Raw genomic sequence first — 24,192 nt, 5'->3', positions numbered from 1 at the left:
ACAATCCACGAGCTTTCTACAATCTACTAAAATCTAAAATCCCAATTTTTCCCTGCATGATTCCCAATGCAGCACAAACCGCTATAATGACTAAAGCAAAGTCGTTACGAGTTTAGATAAATCCTTATGGCAACCCCCAACGTTGAAAACCTAGTCATTATCGGATCCGGACCTGCCGGATTTACCGCCGCGATTTACGCCGCCCGAGCCAACCTCAAACCTGTCGTCTTTGAAGGATACCAAATGGGCGGTTTGCCGGGAGGGCAACTGATGACCACCACCGAAGTTGAAAACTTCCCCGGCTTTCCCGAAGGGATTACCGGGCCGAAATTAATGGAACGGATGAAAGCACAAGCCGAACGCTGGGGCGCCGAACTCTACACCGAAGACGTGACCTCCGTAGACTTGAGCCAACGTCCGTTTACCGTGCGGTCCGAGGAGAGAGAATTTAAAACCCACAGCATTGTCATTGCCACCGGAGCGACGGCGAAGCGCTTGCACCTACCCAACGAGGACAAGTTCTGGAATAACGGGATTTCCGCCTGTGCGATTTGCGACGGGGCCAGCCCGATTTTTAAAAATGTCGAATTGGCGGTGATTGGCGGCGGCGATACGGCGGCGGAAGAATCGGTCTATTTGACCAAATATGCCTCTCACGTTCACTTACTCGTCCGTCGCGACGAGATGCGCGCCTCCAAAGCGATGCAAGACCGGGTGTTGAGAAATCCGAAATTGACCGTCCACTGGAACACGGAAGCGGTCGGCGTCTTCGGTCAGGAAGGCGGACAGATGGAAGGGGTGGAAATCGTCAACAATCAGACGGGCGAAAAAAGCCAATTGAAGGTACGCGGGCTGTTTTACGCGATCGGACATACGCCGAATACGCAGATTTTTAAAGGACAGATCGACCTCGACGAGAAAGGGTATATCGTCACGAAACCGGACTCGGTAGAAACCAACGTCACCGGAGTTTACGCCGTCGGCGACGTTCAAGACCACGAATTCCGCCAAGCGGTGACGGCGGCGGGGTCTGGATGTATGGGGGCGATGCTTGCCGAACGCTGGTTAGCAGAGGAAGGGTTGGCCCAAGAGTTCCATCAAACGGAGGAGTCCGAGAAGCCTCCCGAACCGGAAAAAGAGGTGCAGGCGGATACGGAAGCGACGTTTAATCCGGAAGAAACCCGCCACGTGGGCAGTTATGCTTTACGCAAGTTGTATCACGAGAGCGATCGCCTGTTGATGGTGAAATACGTGTCGCCGACGTGCGGTCCGTGTCACACCCTTAAGCCGATTTTGAATAAGGTGGTCGATGAGTTTGAGGGTCGGATTCACTTTGTCGAAATTGACATCGAGCAAGATCCGGAGATTGCCGACAATGCCGGGGTAACCGGAACGCCGACGATTCAGTTTTTCAAAGACAAAGGCTTGGTCGGTCAAATGCGAGGGGTCAAGCAAAAGAGCGAGTATCGCCAGATGATTGAGACGAATCTCTAGAGATTTGCGCGAAAACTTGACAGAGACGCGATTTCTCGCGTCTCTTGTTTTTTGAAAGCATTTTCGAGGGGCGAGGGGCGATCGCGCTCGTCGTCTCCAAAGGAGAATCGCGCGCGTCAACAAACCCATCGGATTGCTGTATGATTTTCGCGTAGATTAATCGCAAATCTAAACTCGAAACGCTCTAATCCGAATGGCTTTATTAAAAAAAGGTTTGCCCGACGCCTTGCAAGCAACCCAACGCCCGATCTTATCGATGCAATTGATGTGGGTGGGATTGAGTATTACATTAATTTTTATCGCGATCGCCCTATTCGCCCCCCTGTTACAAGATTGGGGCTGGATTGACGACCCCAGAGAGTTTCTCGCCAATCCCGTCCACGAACCTCCCTCCGCCGACTATTGGTTCGGGACGTCCCGCCTCGGGTACGACGTGTTTTCGCGAACCTTATTCGGAACCCAAGTGGCGTGGAAAATCGTGTTACTGGCGACGGCGTTAAGTATGGCGATCGGCGTTCCCCTGGGATTAGTAAGCGGCTATCTCGGAGGTAAGTTAGATCGACTCTTACTGTTCGTGATGGACACGATTTATACATTGCCCGGTTTGTTGCTCTCGATTACCCTCGCTTTTGTGGTCGGTCGAGGGATACTCAATGCGGCGATCGCCCTGAGTATTGCCTACGTCCCCCAATATTACCGAGTGGTTCGCAACCACACCGTCAGCGTCAAAACCGAACTGTTTGTGGAAGCGGCGCAGGCGATCGGGGCGCCCACCTCGCGGGTTCTCTCCCGCTATTTATTTCTCAATGTCATTCAGAGTGTCCCGGTTTTATTTACCCTCAACGCCGCCGACGCGATCCTCGTTTTGGGCGGTTTGGGCTTCCTCGGTTTGGGATTGCCCGAACAAATCCCCGAATGGGGACACGATTTGCGTCAAGCCCTCGATGCCTTATCTACGGGGGTCTGGTGGACTGCCTTTTTCCCGGGCTGTACGATGACGTTGATGGTGGTGGGTTTGTCGTTATTAGGGGAAGGGTTGAATGAGTTGGTCAATCCGAAGTTTCGGCGGGAGTAGGGAGTGGGGAGTAGCAGGCAGGATGCTTGCCCCACCGATGGATGTTGTTGCTTTCTCAGCGCTTAATTCAGCCATCTAAAATCTAAAATCTAAACTCTAAAATCTAAACTTCTCATGGACCAAGTCATCGGTGTTGACCTCGGTGGAAGTGCGATCAAACTCGGGCGGTTCGATCGCGAAGGCCAATGTCTAGAGTCTCTCACTATAGAAACGCCCCAACCTGCTAAACCGGATGCCGTACTACAGGCGATCGCACGAGCAGTAGAAACGATCGATCGCGATCGCGCCGCCGTGGCGATCGGTCTGGGAACCCCCGGTCCCGTGGACGGAACGGGTCGCATTGCCAAAGTCGCCATCAACCTCGACGGTTGGCAAGATGTTGCCGTCGCCGACTATCTAGAAGCCAAAACGGGAAAACCCACCATCCTCGCCAACGATGCCAACTGCGCCGGATTGGGAGAAGCCTGGTTGGGGGCCGGGAAACGCTTTCGCAACTCGATAATGCTCACCCTGGGAACTGGAGTCGGCGGCGCCATTATCCTCGATGGCGAACTGTTCGTCGGCCATACCGGGGCTGCCGGAGAGTTGGGATTAATTACCTTAAACCTGTACGGTCACGAGTGTCATAGCGGCAATAACGGGTCTTTAGAACAGCACGTTTCCGTACAAGCCATTCGCCGCCATACGGGAGTTTCCCCCGCCGAACTCGGCCACATGGCCCAGGCGGGAAACCGGGAAGCCCTCGCCTTTTGGGAAACCTACGGACACCAACTCGGCGCTGGATTGGCGAGTTTAATTTACGTTTTAACCCCAGAAGCGATTATTATCGGCGGCGGGATTAGCGCCAGTGCGGAATTTTTCTTACCCCACGCCAAAGCGGAAGTCGAACGGCGGGTGATTGCCGCCTGTCGGCCCAATTTAGAAATTTTAGTGGCCGAACTGGGCAATAGTGCCGGAATGGTGGGGGCGGCAAAGTTAGGGTGGGGTTTGGCGAAGGTTTGAACGATCTTGGTGATGGTTACGGTCCCTTTATTCGTTAAAATATGTAACGAAACTTATGAGATCAACGTCAAGAATGCGGGTTGCGATCGCTGGTGCCGGATTGGCTGGATTAGCTACCGCCGTCGAGTTAGTCGATGCGGGTCACGAAGTCGAAATCTTTGAATCTCGTCCCTTTGTCGGCGGGAAGGTCGGCAGTTGGGTCGATCCAGAGGGCAATCATATTGAAATGGGGTTGCACGTCTTTTTCGGCTGTTACTTCCAACTGTTCGACTTGATGAAGAAAGTCGGGGCCTTTGAAAACTTGCGCCTCAAAGAACATACCCACACCTTTATCAATCGCGGCGGGAAGATCGGCGAATTGGACTTTCGCTTTATCACCGGGGCGCCGTTTAACGGGTTGAAAGCCTTTTTCACCACCTCTCAACTCTCCGTCATCGACAAATTGCAAAACGCGATCGCCCTCGGAACCAGTCCTCTGGTACGCGGTTTGATCGACTTCGACGGGGCCATGAAAACCATCCGCGATCTCGATCGCGTCAGCTTCGCCGACTGGTTCCGCCAACACGGCGGGTCTCAAGGCAGCCTCGATCGCATGTGGAATCCGATCGCCTACGCCCTCGGCTTCATCGACACCGAGAACATTTCCGCACGCTGCATGTTGACGATCTTTCAATTCTTCGCCGCCAAAACCGAAGCCTCGGTCTTGCGAATGTTAGAAGGATCTCCCCACGAATACCTGCACAAACCGATCGTCAACTATATCGAAGCCCGAGGCGGCAAAATCCACCTACGCCGTCGGGTCCGCGAGATCCAATATGCCGAAACCGACGGCGAAACTCGCGTCACCGGGATTGTCGTCGCCCAAGGAGACAGCGAAGAAACCATCGAAGCGGATACCTACGTGTTCGCCTGCGACGTTCCCGGCATTCAGAAAATCTTACCGCCCGCGTGGCGCCAGTGGCCGGAATTTGACAAGATCTACAAACTCGATACCGTCCCCGTCGCCACGGTTCAACTGCGCTTTGACGGGTGGGTGACCGAACTCGACGACCCGCAAAAGCGGCGCCAACTCCAAGAAGCTGCGGGAATCGACAATTTACTTTATACCGCCGATGCGGACTTTTCTTGTTTCGCCGACCTCGCCTTAGCCAGTCCCGGGGACTACTATCGGGAAGGGGAAGGATCGTTGATGCAATTGGTGCTGACGCCGGGGGATCCGTTTATTAAAGAAAGTAACGAGGCGATCGCCCAACACGTCCTCGAACAAGTCCGCGAACTGTTTCCCTCAGCCCGCGAGTTAAACATGACTTGGTATAGCGTCGTCAAACTCGCCCAATCCCTCTACCGCGAAGCCCCGGGCATGGATCCCTACCGTCCGGCCCAGGAAACTCCCGTAGCGAACTTCTTCCTCGCTGGCAGTTATACCCAACAGGATTATATCGACAGCATGGAAGGGGCGACCTTGTCCGGGCGTCAGGCGGCCAAGGCGATTTTGGCAAATCTCGATAAAATTTTAGGGAAAACCCAGACATCGGCGATCGCCCGCTAATCGTACTCGGTTTGTCGTTCGCCGACGACGAACGGCAAATCTTCACCCCTGTTGCAAACTATGACCGATTGGTTAGAACATAGCGTTTTTGTCGAAGTCGATACCCCCATCGATTTCGTTTGGCATTTATGGTCCGATCTCGAACAAATGCCCCGATGGATGAAATGGATCGACTCCGTTCGCGTTCTCGAAGACGATCCGGACTTATCGCGGTGGAAATTAGCTTCCGGGAGTTTTGAATTTACTTGGCTGTCGCGCATTCTCAAAGTCGTCCCCGAACAGATCATCCAGTGGGAATCCGTAGACGGTCTGCCCAATCGCGGCGCCGTGCGTTTTTACGATCGCCACGGCAAAAGCATCGTCAAACTGACCGTCGCTTACGGGATTCCCGGGATTCTCGGTCAAGTCATGGATAACCTGTTTTTAGGTCGGGTGGTCGAATCGACGATCCAAGCCGATTTAGAACGGTTTCGGACCTACGCGACCGACGCTTACGCCGCCGAGTCTTGAGACGGGCGATCGCCCCTAAGCCCGTTTGCGCTTGCGCGACAGCCAGCCGAGGGCGCCCACTCCGGCGAGGGCGATCGCCGAAGACGGTTCCGGAACCCGAACCGAATATAACGTCGTGGTTCCACTGACCTCATTCGCCACCGCTAACAAGGGGCGACCCGTCGGACTATCAGCCGCCGCAATAAACAACAAGCCTTCCGGACCGAGATCCCCGACCGCATCGAGTTGTTCCCGGGAAGGTTCTTCGTCCTCGCCGAAAACATCCTCGTTAAACAAAGCGGCAAAATTGCGATTGTTGAAATAATCGACAAAAAACGGATTGTAAGGATCGGTGACATCGTAAGCGATAATGCCGCCAATCCGTTCTAAACCGATAAAGGCATAAGTTTTTTCTAAAATTCGCCCCAAGGTAATGCCTTCCGGTTCGGGCCCTTTGTTGTCACTGCGATTGTCAAAGGATTGGTTGGCGTCGTTGTTCGAGTTGAAATAGTCCGGGAACAGTTCGGCGGTAATTCGTTCAAATTCGTTGCCGCTATCGAAAATCAGATTGCCGAGTTCGTCCCAAATCGAGAACGATCGCCCGCCGAAGGCGTACAGTTCGTCATAGTCGCCGTCGCCGTCGGTATCTCCCATCGTATTCGTGATTTCCAAGCGCCCGAAATTGCTATTTTGCTGGATTTCTGCGGCGTTGGGGAACAGATCGGGATCGAGGAGGACATCGCCGACGGAAGTTTCTTCGACTAAGCTTTCGATTTCGTTCCCCGCTTCGTCTTCAAAGAGATATTCGCGGCTGTCGCCTTCGTTGGCGGTGAATAAGAAGGTTTGACCGCCGAAGGTGTAGGAGGCGATTTCGTCCGGTTGGTAGATTCCGAACAGATTTTGTAAAGTTCTGAAGTTAATCCCGCCGTCGCGATCGCTCGGATCGAGAGCATTTTGCGGCTGGCTGTAGTCTTTAAAGCCTAAAGCGAATAAATCGGTGAATTCCCCCGTTAATAGGTCGAGAACGGCGATCGCGTTGTTTTCTTGTAAGGTGACCCAGGCTTTCGTCCCGTCTTCGGACACGGCGATCGATTCCGGTTCGAGGTCTTGGGCGACGGTGGCATTGGGGCCAAAAATACGGATGCGATCGTCGATCGCGATATTGTTAAACAGTTGAAAATCGGCAGTTTTAACGTTGGCATCGGTTAACGAGGCAATATCCGCCGCCAACTCGATAATACTGACCGATCCTTCCGGATCGTTGAGGTAATCTCCACTCGGTTCGCCTTCGTTGGCGACGAGGATTTTACGGCCATCGGGGGTGAAGGTGAGCATATCCGGCAAGGCGCCGACGGTGAGGGAGTTTAACAAGGTGCCGTTGCTGTCGAAAAACAGGACTCTACCGGGGTCTTGCAAGGTTTTACTTTCGACGGCGGCGGCGAGGATGCCATCTTTAAAGGCGATGCTGTTAATTCCGCCAACTTCAAAATCGAGACCGAGGTCGAGGGTGGTCAAGTCGATGAAGGGATTGGCGGCGACGGGGTAAGGGTTGGTCGGATCGAAGATATCGAGAATTTCGATGCGTTGGGTACTGTCGTTGGTGACGAATAAGCGTTGGGAGAGGGGATCGTAGGTGGTGATGCGGGCGCCACTATCGTCGAAAATTCCGGTCTGGTAGGTTCCGATCGGGCGTAAGTCGAAGGCGTTGGCGGCGGTGGCTAAGCCCGTCCAAATTAAGGCGGAAGGAAGGCTAAATTTGAGGAGTTTTCCGATTGAATGGGAGCATGTTTGGGAAGAATTGGAGATTTTCATTGCGGATGACCCTCGTGAAACAGAAAACGTGAGTGAAGGTTGAAGGGGACGATCGACGGTTCGGGGTTTTTACGGAGAAAGCCCGTCTACGATCGCGCCATCCCCTCGATCGCCGTTGTCGGGGCGATCGGGAGGCTAAGGTTGTCTGGGAGACTTTCAAAAGGGGTCACGATCCGCGAAAACCACCAAAATTGGCTCGGACGCCGGATGAACCACTGGGGACGATCTCCTCTTCGGGAAGGCGATCGCCAGCCCGAGGTCAACGTTGGTTAAAGCTGGGCAAGTGGGGGCGGTTGACCCGACGACCGGGGACGCGAACGAACCCAAGTTAAAGCAGTATTGTTAACAGTCAGATGGACGGAGCCGATCGCGATCTCTTGTCAATCTCCGAGAATATACTGAGATTGTCGCAGATGCGATCGCCTTAGATCAAGATTGAGGCGAGAGCTTCACCAAGTTTTCACGTAAAATTTACCTAATCTTCATTAAAATCAATCGTGATTCGAGGGGAACTCAGTAAATTCTTGTATCCGCCAAAATGTTGCAAAAATTGATAGTTTTCAAGGCTACGATCGCGGCGATCGCCGATTCCCTAATCGCGGCGATCGACCACAGATTCCATGGTGACAAAATCTACTCGAACGATCGCGGGCGATGGCTCGGTTGAAAGATTTGACAGGTTGACAAAATTGATAAAATGTGTATTTAAGTTCTCGATCGAGATCGTCATTTCGACAGAGAGTCGGTTAGGATCGCAGCATCACGAGGGAGACGAAGCAGCTCGCCGTTGGGGAGTGGGACGACAAAACTGGGCGATCGCGGGGCGTCCCTCAGTCTCGGGGAAAGGCAAGCGACCCGCGCGGATCGGCGTGGGCGATCGATCGTCAATCTCCTCCCTCAACGATCGCAGTAACGGACGAGCGATCGCCAAACCGAGAAGTTTTAGGAAAGCGATCGCCTTCCCAGTGTAGAGATCGATGGCGTGGAATATCCTGTCGGCAGAGGCTAAGGCCGACCTCGCATTTGCCGCGATCGGGGCATTGGACTCCCGAAGCGTTTCAATCTTGGAGACTTGAACAGCGATGTTTCAAAAACTTTTTAAAAACTTGATGCTCCTCGGTTTGCTGGCAACGATCGCCAGTTGCGACTCGCAATCGACACAGATCTCGAGCGCCGAACCGACGGCCCCCCCGACGGGCAAAGCCCTCGTCATTGCCGACGTTTCCAACAACCCGGCCAAAAAAATCAAACGTTACCAGCCGATGGCCGATTATTTAGCCAAAAACTTGTCAAACTTCGATATCGGGATCGGCGAAGTCAAAGTCGCCGGGGATTTAGAGACGATCGCCAGTTGGCTCAAATCCGGAGAAGTCGATATTTACTTCGACAGTCCCTATCCGGCGATGCGCGTCAGCCAACTTTCCGGGGCTCAAGCGATTTTGCGACGGTGGAAAGATCGCACCCCCGACTACTACACCATCATCTTCACCATGGGCGATCGCGACATCAACAGCCTCGAAGACCTCAAAGGCAAAACGATCTCCTTTGACGAACCCAACTCCACCTCCGGCTACATGTTGCCCGCCGCCTATTTAATCGAAGCCGGATTGAACCCCGTCGAGAAAAACTCCGCCGCCGATACCGTCGGCGACAATGAAGTCGGTTACGTCTTCAGCGACGACGACGAAAATACGATTCAATGGGTCATTAGCGGCAAAGTGGCCGCAGGCGCCCTCGATATCGGCACCTTTGAAGAAATCCCCCCACAAAGTCGCGCCGCGATGAAAGTGCTAGCGGAAACGGAGAAAGTCGCCCGTCACATCGTTATGGTCCGACCGGACATGGATCCAGAAATGGTAGCCGCCCTCAAAACGATCTTGTTAGAAATGGATAAAACCCCCGAAGGGAAAGAAGTGCTCGATATCTTTGAAGACACGGCAAAATTTGACGAATTCCCCCCGGAAGCTAGCTTCCAACGAATGCGAGAGTTATACGAGAAAGTAGAAAATCGGTGAATTGCATGGGAATCAATAGCCACTCAAAAGGCTCGCTGGCGACCAAGCTGACTCTGAGCATGACAGGCTTGGTCATTCTTGTCGTGGCGGGCGTAACCGGGCTATCCCTTTACCGAGAACAACAAACCTTTCGCAAAGAACTCCAACAACAAGCCCAAATCCTCCTCGACGCCCTCAGCGTCACCACCTCCGATTCACTCTACAACCTCGACGCCGACTTCATGGAAGAAATCATGGAACAACTCGGTGCCGATCGCGTGTTGGTCGCCGGACGCATTTACGATCGCGAAGGACGGGTCGTGGCGGATGCCTACGGGGAGGATGTTTTAGTTTATAACGTCGAACCGGATCCGTTCGGTCAAGCGTTACTCGCAAGCAACGAGACGACGTTTCAATGGGAAGCGGAGCAACTGCTTGCGGGAAAGGCGGTTCGGGTCGGTCGCCAGCGCTTGGGGGCCGTCAGCGTCGGCTTATCGACAACGCCGTTAAAAGAAAAAATGGCCGTGGTTCGCTATCAGGGGTTGGCGGTGGCGGCGGCGGCGGCGATCGCCGGAACCGCGATCGCCCTGTTGCTGAGTCGTTCGATTACCGAACCTTTGCAAGAAATGACCGTCGCCACCAAGCGCCTCTCGTCCGGGGACTTATCTCAAAAAATTACTATTCGCAGCAACGACGAACTCGCGGTGCTCGCCGAATCGTTCAACCGGATGACCGACCAATTGCGTAGCTCGATCGAAAGTCTCGAACAACAAACCGAGGATTTACGCCAAAGTGAAGCGAAAAACCGCGCCTTACTCGATGCAATTCCCGATTTAATGTTTCGGTTTTCTAAAAGCGGTGAATTTGTCGATTTCAAAGCGTCGCGCAATGGGGATTTACTCAGCAATATCGGCAATTTGTTAGGGAAAACGCTTTATGAAGTGCTGCCCACCCACGTCGCCCACAAGTATATCGAACACGTCGATCTCGCGATCGCCTCCGGGGAAATTCAAGTGTTCGAGTACGAGTGGTTTCTACACAACCAACGCCATCATTTTGAAGCCCGCTTAGTGGTCAACAGCGGCGACGACGTATTGGCGATCGTGCGCGACATTACCGAAAGCAAACTCGCTCAAATCGAACTCGAACAAGCCAAAGAAGCCGCCGAATCCGCCAATCACGCCAAAAGTCTGTTTCTCGCCAACATGAGCCACGAGTTACGCACTCCCCTCAACGCCATTCTCGGTTACAGCGACCTGTTGCGCGAAGATGCCGAAGATTTGGGCTATAACGATTTCGTTCCCGATTTGATGTTAATTCGCGAAGCCGGAGCACACCTGCTCAATATCATCAGCGACGTTCTCGATATTTCCAAGATCGAAGCGGGAGAAATGAAAATTTATTTAGAACGCTTCGATATCGTCACCCTGATTGAAGAAGTCGAAAGCACCATCAATCCTTTAGTCCAGAAAAATAATAATGCTTTCGATCTCGACTGTCCCGCCCAAATGGGACACATGATCGCCGATCGCACCAAAGTCAAGCAAGTTTTACTCAATTTACTCAGTAACGCCGCCAAATTCACTCACGAAGGTCGCATTACCCTACACATCAAACGCACTCCCGTCGCCGATTCCCCCTTGGAGGCGATCGCTCAACTCCCCCCCACTTCTTTCGACAACCCCGCCAGCAACCCTTCCCCGACCGAAACGAATGGGAGGTTATCTGCAAATCCCGTTCCCCAAGCCTCGGAATGGGTGATCTTCGAGGTTGCCGATACCGGAATTGGCATGACTCCAGAACAGATCGATAAAATTTTTCAACCGTTCATTCAAGCGGATATCTCGACGACAAAACGCTATGGCGGTACGGGTTTGGGCTTAGCTATTTGTCAACGCTTCTGCGAAATTATGGGCGGGGAGTTATTCGTCACTAGCGAAATCGATCGCGGTTCCACGTTTACCTTCCGCCTTCCCGATGTCGTCCGCGACCCGGAAGAAGCATTGACCCATTGAAGAAGCGCCGATCCATTGTTGAGATTGTAGATTTTAGATTGTAGATTTTAGATTAAAAGGGTAACCCTTGCGCTTTTATGGGTAAACGCCTCGAAAGCGTTTATTGTTTTCCCCGAAACAATGGCTAAGAAAAAACAAAAATTCCCCTATCTCGTCGGTTCCAAATGGACCGCGCGACAAAAAACCTGGGGATGGCGACATTTTCAAGTCGTCAATCGCAAAAATGACGGTAAATGGGTGTTTGCGGAAATGGTCGCTTCTTGCGATCCCAACGTCCGGTTTTGGTTGAATGCGCGACAACTCAAAGATGAGAATTTGTGGCAGGCGGGATGGCAAACCTTGACGGAAATGGGGCAGGAACGGGAGGGGTAAAGGAGGGCGATACGCCTCCGGCGTCGCGAAGCGATCGCGCCGCCCTTCTGGTAGATTATGGGATGCGTCCAGTGATTGAAATCAAATATGAGTGCTGCGGTTTGCGTTGAGAACGTCCGGAAAATTTACGATCGCACTCCCGTCGTCAACGGGTTGTCATTTGCGATCGCCCCGGGAGAAATGTTTGGCTTACTCGGACCCAACGGCGCCGGAAAATCGACCACGATCCGGATGTTGACGACCCTGACCCGTCCGAGTGAAGGGACAATTCAGGTGGCGGGGTACGATGTCCGTCGCGATCCGATCGCCGTCAAACAACAGATCGGGGTCGTGTTGCAACAAACTAGCGTCGATCTCGATTTGACCGTTTGGGAAAATATGGAGTTTCACGGACGTTTGCACCACATTCCCAAAACCGAACGACAGCAGCGCATCGATCGCGCCTTGACTTATGTGGAATTGAGCGATCGCCAGGACGTGAAGGCGAAAACCCTTTCTGGCGGGATGAAACGGCGGTTGCAAATTGCCCGGGCGCTGTTACACGAACCGAAAATTTTGTTTTTGGACGAACCGACGGTGGGACTCGACCCCCAAACCCGACGGCGTTTGTGGGAAATTATTCGCGATCTCAACCGCCAGGGAATGACGATGCTGTTGACGACCCACTACATGGAAGAGGTCGAGTATTTGTGCGATCGCATCGGGATTATGGATGCAGGAACTTTGATCGAGTTGGGAACCCTCGACGAATTGCGCCACAAACACGGGGGCGGTTTGGTGATGAAACAGGTCGGCGATCGCTGGGAATACAAGTTTTTTCCCGATCTCGACGCCGCCAATGCTTATTTTGAGGCGCAACCGGATAAAACCGGGTTGATGGTCCGCCCGTCCAATTTAGAGGATATTTTCGTCGAACTCACCGGACGCCAGTTAGATTAGCCGATCGTCGCCATTTACACCCCCGAACAATTTTTGTAAAATCCTGTTACACTTAAACAGTGGGGTTCACGTCCGCGCGGGGGCGTGCGATCGCCCGACCATCAGCTTTATCCCCTGAAAGAGCGATCGCCGTTTCTATCTAAAATTCAAAATCTAAAATCTAAAATCTAAAATCTAAAATCCCCTACAGCACTCGGGCGTCTGATGCGGTACAGTGCCGATCCCCCTATCCCCCCTTCGCCCCCCTTTGAAAGGGGGGTTGGGGCGATTTCGGGGGGAACGAGGAAAGTAGGGGTTGGGTAACCAAACCCCTACCTGGCGAGGGGGATTTAGGGGGATCTAAATGTCTTGCATAGCAGAGGAAAATGCTATATGGCTCGTTTGGCGACCACAATCGAAGCAATTCTCTATTTAAAGGGTAAACCGTTATCTCTGGCCGAGATCGCCGAGTTTGCTCAATGTGACAAAGAAGATGCTGAAGAAGCTTTGATCGAGTTGATGGGCGATTACGCTCACCGCGAGAGTGCGTTAGAAATTGTCGAAAGTAATAAAGGATATACCCTACAACTGCGCGAAACGTTTCAGGATTTAGTGCATAGTTTAATTCCCGCCGAATTGGGGATCGGGGCGTTGCGAACTTTAGCGGCGATCGCCCTCAAAAAAGGGTCCATGAGTCAAACCGAATTAGTCGAGTTACGCGGTTCGGGGGCGTACCAACACGTTCAAGAATTGATTCAACAGGGTTTCGTTCGCCGTCGCCGCCAATCGGACGGGCGTTCCTATTGGTTGCAAGTGACCGATAAATTTCATCAGTATTTCCAAACCGAACAACTTCCGCAACAACTTCAACTTCCCCTGACAAGCGATCGCGATGAGGAAGCGGAAAACGAGCCAGAAAATCCCCCCGAAACCGCTCCCGAAACCGCTCCCGAAACCGCTCCCGAAACCCAAGCAGCCGCCACCAACCCCGCACCCGTCGGCCCCCTGACCGAAGGGTAAAAGGAACGGCGATCGCCCGCTATAGAGGGGAATTGAGGGCGATCGAACGATAACTTACCGTTGCAAAACTCAGGGGCAATTTTATCCACAAATTGATAGGTTTCTTCACATTTGCGAAGTTGAAAAAGACGTTCAATAGAATAGATTTAGCGAGAGAGACCTTCTCGGCGATCGATCTAAAACACTCGAAGAAAGGCGGATTTCAAAAATCCGTTACTGGCTGAAACCGTTTCGCTTGCGTGCCGTTACTTTCGAGAGTGCCGACATTGATAAATCCTTGAGAATTGCCTTTCTCAATTCAGGGCAGATCGAGCAACTCCACCATCATCGAACCTTTGGGTTTTGCACTCATGAAATTGATCCTTACTCCGATCGCGATCGCTGTCATGTTTTGCCCGAGGGCGATCGCCATTCCTCTCGATCTCGAACGCGAACATTTCGACCCCGAACCCAGATCGATTCAACCCCTCCACATCGGACAAGCGACACCCCCTCCCGATTCTACTCCCTCCTCCTCTCCCGGTTCCTTACACCGCAAACAGGGGAACGAACAGCGCTTTCAACCCCAGCGCGTACCGTTTCGTCCCCGTCCCAACCAAGGCAAACCCTCCGTCGCCGCCTCTCCCGGGATCACGATTATGAATCCTTCCGGTTACGGCGCCTCGTGGGGAAGCCTCGGCATCGGTTTGGGCCTGCAAGAACGCACCCGCTTTACCGAAGATGCGGATGGGGTGATGGGGATTGGTATGGGATTCGGCGACCCGCGTAAAAATGTTGGGGTGGCCCTCGGTGTCACCGTCACCGACCTTTGGGGAGATGCCTTTGAGGATGGCACCCTCAGCATCAAACTGCACCGCCGTTTACCCGCCGATTTCAGCGTGGCGGCTGGAGTACAAGGGGCCGTGCGCTGGGGTGAAACCGATGGCGGTTCCTCGGTTTACGGCGTCGTCAGCAGGCGCTTCGCTTTGCAAGAGGACCCGTCCAAACCCTTGAGTCAATTATTTTTATCCGTCGGTGTCGGCGGCGGACAATATCGAAGCGAAGACCAAATCGATGATGGGGTCGATACGGTGGGCGTGTTTGGGTCTGCCGCCTTGCGGCTTTACGAACCCGTCAACGCCGTGGTGGAATGGACCGGACAAGATCTCACTGTCGGTTTATCGATTGCACCCTTTCGCAATGTTCCGATTGTGATTTCTCCCGCTTTGACCGATATCACGGGCAGTGCAGGGGATGGAACTCGCTTTATTTTGGGGATCGGTTACGGTTTTTCTTTCGATCGCTTCTGATCGCTTCTCAGGGATCGTTCCCGTGGGGTCGCGACTGTCAGGGGCGATCGCCTCCCGGCTTGATTTCTCGATCGCTCGTTTCGGGATCGGATTTTCTTGTAAGATAAGTAAACAGCGTTTCAGATATTTCAAAACAGCCAGAAATTGCCGCGTTCTCGACTGCGTTAACAATGGAGGGAACGCGAGGGTAAAAATAAGTAGCGCCTCTCTAAATTTATCTTGATTTACGCGATCGCTTCAATCGCGCGATCGAAGCGATCGGTTCTCATCCGTGAGCCATCAAAAGGGCGAACGAGTGTCAATTGGGTCATGTTTGGGTGTGTTTGTAAACGGATCCGTCGTCAAGGGTCGTCCTTTTAATAAATTTAAACGGGAGTCATTTCTATGTATTCGCTTCGATGGTTTCTTACTCCGGCGATCGCTTCCTTTGGCGTCATTCTGTTGTCTCAACTTCCCACAATTGCTCAAAATCAAAGTGACGTAACCGGACCGAATGTCGATCCTCCTTTAAATCAAAGTGACATTACCGGACCGCAACCTATTGAAATTTCACCCATAGACCTCATCGAACCCCTCGAAACCGAAGAACCTAGCAATATTATTGACGAAACTCCCCCGGAAGACGACGCGATCGTTGACAATCCCAACCAACAGCAACCTCAAAACAATTCAACCCCCAATAATTCCATCGAGAATGTCCCAGTTGACAACGATTCCGACAGTGCTGGATTGCCCGTTTCCGATGGCAATGTCGTTCCAGAAAATCCGACTGATTTTTCGGAGAACCCTCAAAATAATTCGGGAGAGCCATCACTTATCGATTCGACTACAACAACTGCGAATAGTTCGGAAAATATAGACAATATCGATCGCAATAATTCCGTACATGTAGAAACCTCTCGACCGATTGAAGCTTCTATTTTAGATGCTTTCTTCGGAGATAAAAACACCGAACTTGAAGTCGATCGCCAACGTTACGAAAATTTAGTGGCTCAATCGGACATTCCGACAACTCTACAACTATTTGAGGAATTTTATGCTCTCGAATTTAGCAACTTTTTAGGCATTGAATTATTTGGAAAAGTCGCCCAAGTTGATGAAATTGCCGCCAAACTTTATGAAATGTGGCAAGTCACTGGAAAAAAAGCCGCTTTTCTGTACATTTCCTCCTATGAAGACCGTCTCGAACTGTTGTTAATCCCTCCAGTTCCTCCCTTAGATGGAAGCGAAATCACCCCCGTATCGCGATTAAAAAATATTCCCAAGCAACAACAGACCATCGCTCAAGGGTATCTCGAAGAAGTGATTTCTCATAGTGAAAAACATGTGATTCCCAACTTATCTTCTGAGATTGTTTCTAAAGAAATTGGTCTATTTCAAAATGCCATTACCGATCCGAGAAAACGAGGATCGAGTCAGTATTTACCCCACGCCCAACAACTTTATCAATGGTTCGTCGATCCGGTCGATCCCAGTTTGCAAGAAAAAGAAATAGATATTCTTGTTTTAGCAGTCAATCAAGGATTGCGATCGGTTCCTTTTGCTGCCTTACATGACGGCGATCGCTTTTTGATTGAAAAATATGCTTTAACTTTAGTGCCGAGTTTTGGACTGACCGATATTAGTTTTGTGGACTTTCGCAACTCCCCGATTTTAGCGATGGGAGCTTCGGAATTTAGCGATTTGAGTGACTTACCTGCGGTTCCCTTGGAGTTAGAGGAAATCGCCAATAGTGGCTTGCCTACCGATGCGTTTCTTAATGAAGGCTTTACGGTGGAAAACTTTCTCCAACAAAACGAAAATAAACAATATCGCGGCATTCATATCGCCACTCATGCGGAGTTCAGACCGGGAGCGCTGTCCAATTCTTATATCTATTTTTACAACAATAAAATTGGACTCGATCGCCTGCGAAAAATTACGGATCGATTGGGATGGAATTTAACCACGACACCCGCGATCGAGTTATTGACTTTAAGTGCGTGTCGGACAGCTTTGGGAGACCCTCAAGCTGAATTAGGTTTTGCGGGATTGGCAGTTTTGTATGGTGCAAAATCAGCTTTAGCGAGTTTGTGGTATGTCAGCGATGAGGGGACATTAGGCTTAATGGGAGAATTCTACAATCATTTGCAAAATAATCCCTTAAAATCGATCGCCTTGCAGGAAGCACAACTGGCAATGTTGCGGGGAGAAACTTATTCAGAAAATGGATTGCTGCATTTTTCCAACGGGCAGACGACTGCCTGGGAAGATGAGACAAAGTCTCAACAGAAATTTGATTACTCCCATCCTTATTATTGGTCTGCCTTTAGCTTGATTGGGAATTGGAATTAGGCGATCGCTCTTACGGGGATAAGGGGCGATCGTCTGAGTTTCAGAAATTTACAAATCTTTTAAGAAAGCGATCGCCCCAGACTCCCGAAAACCTGATAGGATGCGATCGCGGCTTCTCAGGGTTTAAACAATACGCCGAAGGCGTCGCGAAGCTATCGACGCCTCGATTGTAAGACAGCAAAAGGCAAAGGATACTTCATGAAACCCGGCTTTTTCTGGTGGAGAGCGATCGGCAGTTCTGCGATCGCTTTACTGCTCTTCTACATCACTCCAGCTCGTCCTCAAACGGGCAATCAATCCGATATCACAGGTCCGACACCGATAGAAATTCCCGAACCTGAAGAGTTGCTAGCACCGGAGGAAGAGGAGCCGCTACTAGAAGACAACCCGCTACTGGAAGGGGAAGACCCGTTTTTAGAAGGGGAAGCCCCATTTTTGGAAGAACCGCCACCGCTCCTAGAAGAGGGACTGCAACCGCCTCCAGAAGAGGGACTGCAACCCCCTCCAGAAGAGGGACTGCAACCCCCACCGGGAGACGGACCGCAACCGCCTCCGGGAGACGGACCGCAACCGCCTCCGGGAGACGGACCACAACCGCCGGGAGACGGACCGCAACCCCCACCCCAGGAAGGACAACGACCGCCGGGAGACGGACCGCAACCCCCACCCCAGGAAGGACAACGACCGCCGGGAGACGGACCGCAACCCCCACCCCAGGAATCACAGCGACCGCCGGAGGAACAACGACAACCGCCGCCGCCGAGAGACGAACGCCGACCGGAACCGCAACTCGAACCGCCGCCACCTGCCGAACAACCGCCACCGCCGCAACAGTCGGAAAATCAACCGCGAGAAGCGCAAAAACAGGAACCCGTATCCCACCAGCCGGGGGGACGAGAAGTCGATCGCCCCGCCTATGAAGCTCAAATACAACAAGCCGATATTGGCGTGGCCGTTCAGACCGTCGAAGAATTTCAAGCGGTCGAGTTTCAAGATTATTTAGAGGTCGATCTCTATGGAAACGTGCCGTCTTACGAAGAAATTTCGCGCACGTTAGGGGATTTAGAGCAAATGACCGCTCAAAAAACCGCTTTTATTTATGTTGCCGCGCAAACCGAGGGTTTGGAAATTTTGATGGTGACGGCACCATCAGAAGGGGATTCCACGGCAGCGATCGAACGTTATTCGATGTCGGGGGTGTCGCGCGATCGCGCAGTTGAGACCATTGCAGATTTCCGCAAAGAACTCTTTAATCCAAAACGACGCAGTACCCGGAATTATTTAGGGTATGCCCAACAACTGTATCAGTGGATTGTAGCACCCCTTGCCGCTGATTTAGCTGCCAAAAATATCGAAAATTTAGTGTTTTCCATGGATTCCGGCTTGCGAACGATTCCATTAGCTGCCCTGCACGATGGCGAACAGTTTTTGATCGAAAAATATGCAGTTGCTTTAGTTCCCAGTTTTGGATTGACCGATGTCAGTTACGTAGATATTCGTAACACGCCTGTATTGGCCATGGGATCGGAAAAATTTAATGGCTTGCCTGCTTTGCCTGCCGTCCCCTTAGAAGTTTCGAGTATCTTTCAAATTCCTTGGTTTGGCGAAGGTTTTATTAACGAGCAATTCACCCTCGATAATTTTAGATTGCAAGCGGCAACCCGACATTTTGGGGTGATTCATTTAGCTACTCACGCCGAGTTTAAACCGGGGAAATTGGAGAATTCTTATATTCAATTTTTCCAGAAAAAGTTGAACTTACGCCAATTCCGAGAGTTAGCCCAAGAATTAGGCTGGACTTCCGTGGAAAATCCGCCAATCGAACTGTTAGTTTTAAGTGCCTGTCGCACGGCGGTAGGGGAAGAACAGGCGGAATTAGGTTTTGCCGGATTGGCGGTTCTTTCTGGGGTCAAGTCGGTATTGGGGAGTTTGTGGTACGTCAGCGATGCGGCGACTTTGGGATTGATGAGCGAGTTTTACCATCATTTAAGAGAAACGCCGATTAAAGTCCAGGCATTACGAGAATCTCAGTTAGCTTTATTGCGAGGGAAAGTTGAGGTAAAAGATGGGTTATTATATCTGTCTACGGGAGAAACTTTGGCGCTTCCTCCCGAACTGGCTCAGTTTGAGGGAATTGATTTTTCTCATCCCTATTATTGGTCGGCGTTTACTTTAGTTGGGAATTGGAATTAATCGTGTTGGACAGGGCGATCGCTTGATTTCAACCATCTTTTCGATGAGTATCGATTTTAACGGTGAAAATACATCGAATTCTTGGGGTAATTATCGTTAGCGTTGCAGGGTTGGCGATCGCGACTTGTCCGGGATTGACCCAAAGGGGAAATCAATCGGATATTTCCGGACCGAATATGTCGGATATTACCGGGCCGGATCTCGAAGATTTCGGATTTGATGAAGAGTTTTACGAAGGATTTGAGGAAGAATTTGACGAGGAATTTGACGAGGAATTTGACGAGGAATTTGATTATTTTGATGAGGATAAAATCGATCGCGGCGAATATGAAAGTCAACTCGAACAACTTGAAATTGATATTTCCCTAGAATTTATAGAAGAATACCAGGCGATCGAGTTTAGCGACTATTTAGGCGTCGATTTATTCGGTGAAATTCCCTCTCTTGAAGAAATCGCTAAAACTTTATATGAGTTGTGGCAAACAACCGGACAAAAATCGGCATTTATTTATGTTACTGCCCGCGATCGATCGTTGGATATCGTCACCGTTTTTCCGGATGGATCTTTATCTCAAGGTTTAGTTTCTTCTAGGGTGAACCATCCAGAAATATTAACAAATGTTTTTACTCAATATCGACAAAAGCAATTTACTCAAAAGGCGATCGTTCCCGATGTCGATCGCCAAAAACTTTTAGCAGATGTAATGAAATTTCGCTTACAAATTCTTTCTCCACAATATAGAAACTCGCAACAATATTTACCCCTTTCAAAAAAATTATATCAGTTACTTATTACGCCGATTGAAGATCGACTAAAAGTAGAAAATATTCAAAATCTAGTATTTTCCATGGATTCCGGCTTGCGATATCTGCCTTTAGCCGTGTTGCACGATGGCGAACAGTTTTTGATTGAAAAATACGGCATTTCTTTAGTCCCCAGTTTTGGTTTAACTGACATCAGTTATGTAGATATTCGCGATCGTCCCGTGTTGGCTATGGGCTCGGCAAAGTTTGAAGGCTTGCCTGCCCTTCCTGGCGTTCCTTTAGAAGTAACAAATATCTTAGAAATTCCTTGGATTGGGGAAAGTTTCATTAACGAAGAATTCACTCTCAATAATTTTAAACAACAAGCCGCCAGTCAAAATTTTGGAGTGATTCATTTAGCCACTCACGCCGAGTTCAAACCGGGTAGATTGGAGAATTCTTACATTCAGTTTTTTGAAGACAAATTGAATTTACTTCAATTTCGACAATTAGCCCAAGACTTGGGCTGGACTTCTGTAGAAAATCCGCCAATCGAACTGTTAGTTTTAAGTGCCTGTCGCACGGCGGTAGGGGAAGAACAGGCGGAATTAGGTTTTGCCGGATTGGCGGTTCTTTCTGGGGTCAAGTCGGTATTGGGGAGTTTGTGGTACGTCAGCGATGCGGCGACTTTGGGATTGATGAGCGAGTTTTACCATCATTTAAGAGAAACGCCGATTAAAGTCCAGGCATTACGAGAATCTCAGTTAGCTTTATTGCGAGGGAAAGTTGAGGTAAAAGATGGGTTATTATATCTGTCTACGGGAGAAACTTTGGCGCTTCCTCCCGAACTGGCTCAGTTTGAGGGAATTGATTTTTCTCATCCCTATTATTGGTCGGCGTTTACTTTAGTTGGGAATTGGAATTAGCAATTTCGGTGCGTTACGGCGGGATTTTGGATCGAGCAAATTATTTTGGTAAATGATAGCCGCCTAACACACCCTACCAAGGCAAAAAAACGCTTTCTTTAAATTCAATTACTTAACCTTTAGTTTAATTTCCAAGCTTTGTAATTTTTCTTGTAGCCATTGCTCAAATAATTGATTTTGCAGTTCTTGTTTGAGCTTAGGGTCGTCTAGGGAAGCATCGAGGAATTGTTCGACGCGAAATAACCCGTAATTTCCGTCAATTTCTAACGGCCCAATAATTTCCCCAACAGGAGAAAACTCTACCGGATTTTTGAGGATATCGGGTAAAGTGCCACGACTGACGGGACCCATCATGCCGTTAACTAGACGATCGTCCGTAATCGAATATTCTCTAGCTAGGGTTTCAAATTTTCTGGGGTCTGCTGAAAGTTCTTCGTTTAATTTTTGGGCGAGGGTTTTATCATTCAGGATAATGCGGGAAAGAACGACGCGATCAAAAAATTGCTTTTGCGTTTTAAAATATTCCTTGATTTTGGGTTCGCTAATCTTAGCTTTTAGTTTGTCTAGTTTCAGGTCATTGGTGATTCCTTGGCGAAAATCGGCATAACTGATGCCATTTTTAACCAGCCAGTCTTGAAATTTGTTCTGGTCAAGTAATTGATTCTCTAGGCGAAAATTTAGGAGAGTTTGTTCTAACTCCTCTAGAGCAATGTCAATGGATTCAAGTTCATCCAGTTCATGGGTGAGAATATATTGGCGCAAGATTTCTGAAAGAAAGAGGCCAAATTTCCCGGACGCTTTTAGATAACCAATGGCTTGACTCAGAGAGATGGTCTGTTGGTTGATTGTTAGAAAAGGGATAGAGTCCATATTTTTCCGATATTTAATTTCCAAGAATTCCGGGAAGAGACTGAGAAAGCATTTCCCAGTCTCTGGCCACCTAACTAGAGACAATAGGTGGCATGAATCACCTTAACCGTTCACTGTCCAATAACTAAAGTAGATTTGAAGCTCGTTCCAAGTCATTTCTAATTTGCCCTTTTTAAAAGCGGAGTCGCCACCTTCGTATCCGCCATCCAATCCCCAAGGATTAAATAGTGTGAACTTACCAGTAGACTGATTGTAACCAACCATTGGGTAAGCATGACCAGAAACAACAGAAGAGCCTTTTGTAGGGCCTTGGCCTGAAGCATCAAGGCCAAAAGAAGCAAAATTAATTAATTTGCCAGAGTTAAAGGCGGTAACAACGCTACTAGCTGTAGATGATTTTAGATCCTTCCAAGTGCCACTTTGATTATTAATGTGAGCCACTGAAACATTTGTCCAACCACCTTCAATTCCTTTGTAAGAATTAAGTCCGTGAAGGTCAATTCCTTCTTTTGTGTACCGCTTCATCCAACCCGCTTCATTCATTTGAGCGTAGGCTTTTTCCGCTAAAGCGACCCATAACTCATTGGCGGAATTCTTGTAAGTATTCTCTTTGCCACCCACTTTCGCAAAGGGAAGCGATCCATTGTTCATGGTCGGTAAATAGCGATCAACCGTTACATAGTCAACCTGATCATTGTTGAAGAAACGCACCGTATAAGTACCGTCACCATTGTCAATAAACATACTTTTAATGACATTAGGTGTCTTCTGGGCAACAGCGGCTAATGAGGCTAAGTAATAACAATCCCCGGCGATTCCTTGTTTCACATCTTTATAACTGATGTCATCTTGGAAAAGATTGCCTTGAGCTTCTTTGTACTCCAAATCAATAACAGTCCCATTACCGTAAGTGAACTGACCTTTGCAAGCTGGATGATCCTTGCCTAAGAAGTGCTTTTTAATCAGCTTGCCAAGATGTTCCCCACTGCTGCCAGCTTGTAAGTTACCCAGATAAGTGCCTTGGTAACTCTTGTTGGCTGGATTTCCGTGGGAAATCTTGGTGGACAATATCTGCACATAGTCCGGCATTTTGATGTAGTCGGTGTTGCTGGTTAAAGTTTGCAGGTCAGCAAATTCGTAAGTATCGACTACCCCACCGTCTGTGGCATTGATGAAGATGTCGATCATGTCTTTGCGATCGAGTAGACCATCTTGGAAGCGCGATCGGGCTAAGGAACGAATTGCCGCATCTTTAATGTTCTGCTCAAACCAATCGTTGATAACTGTTGCTTTGGTGGAAACATTAAACTGTTTCCAGTTACTCCAGCCGTCAACGCCGTCACTGGTACGGACATATAATCCATCAATACCGGCTATTGCACCGCCAACAAAGGCAACTGTATCCAGTTTGTCTGCATCTACATAGAAAGTTTGACCGGCTGCCTGTTTGACACCATTGACGGTGAAATAACCACTGGTACTGCTGCTGTTGCCATCAAAGAAGGCATAGCGAGTCATGCTATCTCCATCTGCATCGGTGACACTAAAGGATAGTTTCATCGACTCATTGGAATTTACAGTCTGGTCGCTGGCTGTCACCACTGGATTAGAACCACTTTGAGTTTTCATCAAGTAGTCTTGCCAGGTACTCCACCCATCAATTCCATCAGTGGCAGATACATATACTCGATCGTCACCAGCCACAGAACCGCCCACGAACCGAACTGTGTGTAGTTTGTCTGCATCTACATAGAAAGTTTGGTGAGCTGCCTGTTTGACACCATTGACGGTGAAATAACCGCTGGTGCTGCTGTTGTCACCATCATAGAAACGATAACGAGTCATAGTATCTCCATCGGCATCAGTGACGCTAAAGGATGGTTGGATACTTTGATTGCGCTTCACGGTTTGGTCAGTAGCACTGACAACGGGCTTAGAACCACCTTCAGTTTTCATCAAGTAGTCTTGCCAGGTACTCCACCCGTCAAGTCCATCAGTGGCAGATACATATACCTTATCGTTACCAGCCACAGAACCGCCTACGAACCGAACTGTGTGTAGTTTGTCTGCATCTACATAGAAAGTTTGGTGAGCTG

General features: G+C 49.9%; 18 protein-coding genes. 15 read left to right on the top strand and 3 right to left on the bottom strand.

What is annotated here, in order from left to right:
- Positions 1-126 precede the first annotated feature (126 nt).
- From trxB to JJD41_RS22645, 5 genes are all read left to right on the top strand, one after another.
- Positions 127-1,494 (top strand): thioredoxin-disulfide reductase, encoded by a 1,368-nt coding sequence (gene trxB, locus JJD41_RS22665; protein WP_200669813.1) that lies wholly within the window; start codon positions 127-129, stop codon positions 1,492-1,494.
- A gap of 265 nt (positions 1,495-1,759) precedes the next feature.
- Positions 1,760-2,569, top strand: a complete 810-nt coding sequence (locus JJD41_RS22660; RefSeq protein ID WP_200670272.1) for an ABC transporter permease — start codon at positions 1,760-1,762, stop codon at positions 2,567-2,569.
- A gap of 114 nt (positions 2,570-2,683) precedes the next feature.
- A complete protein-coding gene (locus tag JJD41_RS22655; protein WP_200669812.1) occupies positions 2,684-3,571 on the top strand; it encodes an ROK family protein in 888 nt (295 codons plus the stop codon).
- Positions 3,572-3,644: 73 nt separating this feature from the next.
- Positions 3,645-5,120 (top strand): 9,9'-di-cis-zeta-carotene desaturase, encoded by a 1,476-nt coding sequence (gene zds / locus JJD41_RS22650; RefSeq protein ID WP_200670270.1) that lies wholly within the window; start codon positions 3,645-3,647, stop codon positions 5,118-5,120.
- A gap of 60 nt (positions 5,121-5,180) precedes the next feature.
- Positions 5,181-5,630 (top strand): SRPBCC family protein, encoded by a 450-nt coding sequence (locus JJD41_RS22645; RefSeq protein WP_200669810.1) that lies wholly within the window; start codon positions 5,181-5,183, stop codon positions 5,628-5,630.
- Between the two features lie 15 nt (positions 5,631-5,645).
- Here JJD41_RS22645 and JJD41_RS22640 read toward each other — a convergent pair whose 3' ends face one another.
- The gene (locus tag JJD41_RS22640) at positions 5,646-7,421 is read right to left on the bottom strand and encodes a choice-of-anchor I family protein (RefSeq protein WP_234489067.1); all 1,776 of its coding nucleotides are present in this window, start codon (positions 7,419-7,421) and stop codon (positions 5,646-5,648) included.
- Between the two features lie 680 nt (positions 7,422-8,101).
- Here JJD41_RS22640 and JJD41_RS22635 point away from each other — a divergent pair.
- From JJD41_RS22635 to JJD41_RS25855, 10 genes are all read left to right on the top strand, one after another.
- Positions 8,102-8,392, top strand: coding sequence for a hypothetical protein (locus JJD41_RS22635; protein WP_200669808.1), 291 nt, complete (start codon positions 8,102-8,104; stop codon positions 8,390-8,392).
- A gap of 111 nt (positions 8,393-8,503) precedes the next feature.
- Positions 8,504-9,436: a phosphate/phosphite/phosphonate ABC transporter substrate-binding protein gene (locus tag JJD41_RS22630; RefSeq protein ID WP_200669806.1), complete on the top strand. Its 933-nt coding sequence runs from the start codon at positions 8,504-8,506 to the stop codon at positions 9,434-9,436.
- A gap of 5 nt (positions 9,437-9,441) precedes the next feature.
- The gene (locus JJD41_RS22625; RefSeq protein WP_200669804.1) at positions 9,442-11,430 is read left to right on the top strand and encodes a sensor histidine kinase; all 1,989 of its coding nucleotides are present in this window, start codon (positions 9,442-9,444) and stop codon (positions 11,428-11,430) included.
- A 120-nt stretch (positions 11,431-11,550) separates the two neighbouring features.
- The gene (locus tag JJD41_RS22620; RefSeq protein ID WP_168568003.1) at positions 11,551-11,802 is read left to right on the top strand and encodes a TIGR02450 family Trp-rich protein; all 252 of its coding nucleotides are present in this window, start codon (positions 11,551-11,553) and stop codon (positions 11,800-11,802) included.
- 87 nt (positions 11,803-11,889) lie between these two features.
- Positions 11,890-12,741 carry an ABC transporter ATP-binding protein gene (locus tag JJD41_RS22615; RefSeq protein ID WP_168568002.1) on the top strand — a complete coding sequence of 284 codons (852 nt, stop codon included), beginning with the start codon at positions 11,890-11,892 and terminating at the stop codon, positions 12,739-12,741.
- A gap of 372 nt (positions 12,742-13,113) precedes the next feature.
- Complete coding sequence (gene scpB / locus JJD41_RS22610) at positions 13,114-13,740, top strand: SMC-Scp complex subunit ScpB (protein ID WP_200669802.1); 627 nt, start codon at positions 13,114-13,116, stop codon at positions 13,738-13,740.
- A gap of 350 nt (positions 13,741-14,090) precedes the next feature.
- On the top strand, positions 14,091-15,029 hold the full coding sequence (locus tag JJD41_RS22605; protein ID WP_200669794.1) for a hypothetical protein: 939 nt from the start codon (positions 14,091-14,093) through the stop codon (positions 15,027-15,029).
- 384 nt (positions 15,030-15,413) lie between these two features.
- A complete protein-coding gene (locus tag JJD41_RS22600; RefSeq protein WP_200669792.1) occupies positions 15,414-17,363 on the top strand; it encodes a CHAT domain-containing protein in 1,950 nt (649 codons plus the stop codon).
- Positions 17,364-17,561: 198 nt separating this feature from the next.
- Positions 17,562-19,556, top strand: coding sequence for a CHAT domain-containing protein (locus JJD41_RS22595; RefSeq protein WP_200669791.1), 1,995 nt, complete (start codon positions 17,562-17,564; stop codon positions 19,554-19,556).
- Between the two features lie 62 nt (positions 19,557-19,618).
- Positions 19,619-21,226, top strand: coding sequence for a CHAT domain-containing protein (locus JJD41_RS25855; protein WP_200669789.1), 1,608 nt, complete (start codon positions 19,619-19,621; stop codon positions 21,224-21,226).
- Between the two features lie 108 nt (positions 21,227-21,334).
- Here JJD41_RS25855 and JJD41_RS22585 read toward each other — a convergent pair whose 3' ends face one another.
- Positions 21,335-22,096 carry a peptidylprolyl isomerase gene (locus JJD41_RS22585; RefSeq protein WP_200670266.1) on the bottom strand — a complete coding sequence of 254 codons (762 nt, stop codon included), beginning with the start codon at positions 22,094-22,096 and terminating at the stop codon, positions 21,335-21,337.
- A 102-nt stretch (positions 22,097-22,198) separates the two neighbouring features.
- Positions 22,199-24,192: C2 family cysteine protease (locus JJD41_RS22580; protein ID WP_234489066.1), on the bottom strand; the 1,994-nt coding region annotated here is incomplete at its 5' end.

Source organism: Oxynema mangrovii CENA135 (assembly GCF_016632315.1).
Taxonomy (GTDB): domain Bacteria; phylum Cyanobacteriota; class Cyanobacteriia; order Cyanobacteriales; family Laspinemataceae; genus Oxynema; species Oxynema aestuarii.
Note: the sequence above shows the minus strand (reverse complement) of the source record. Positions and strands in the feature narration are given on the sequence as shown.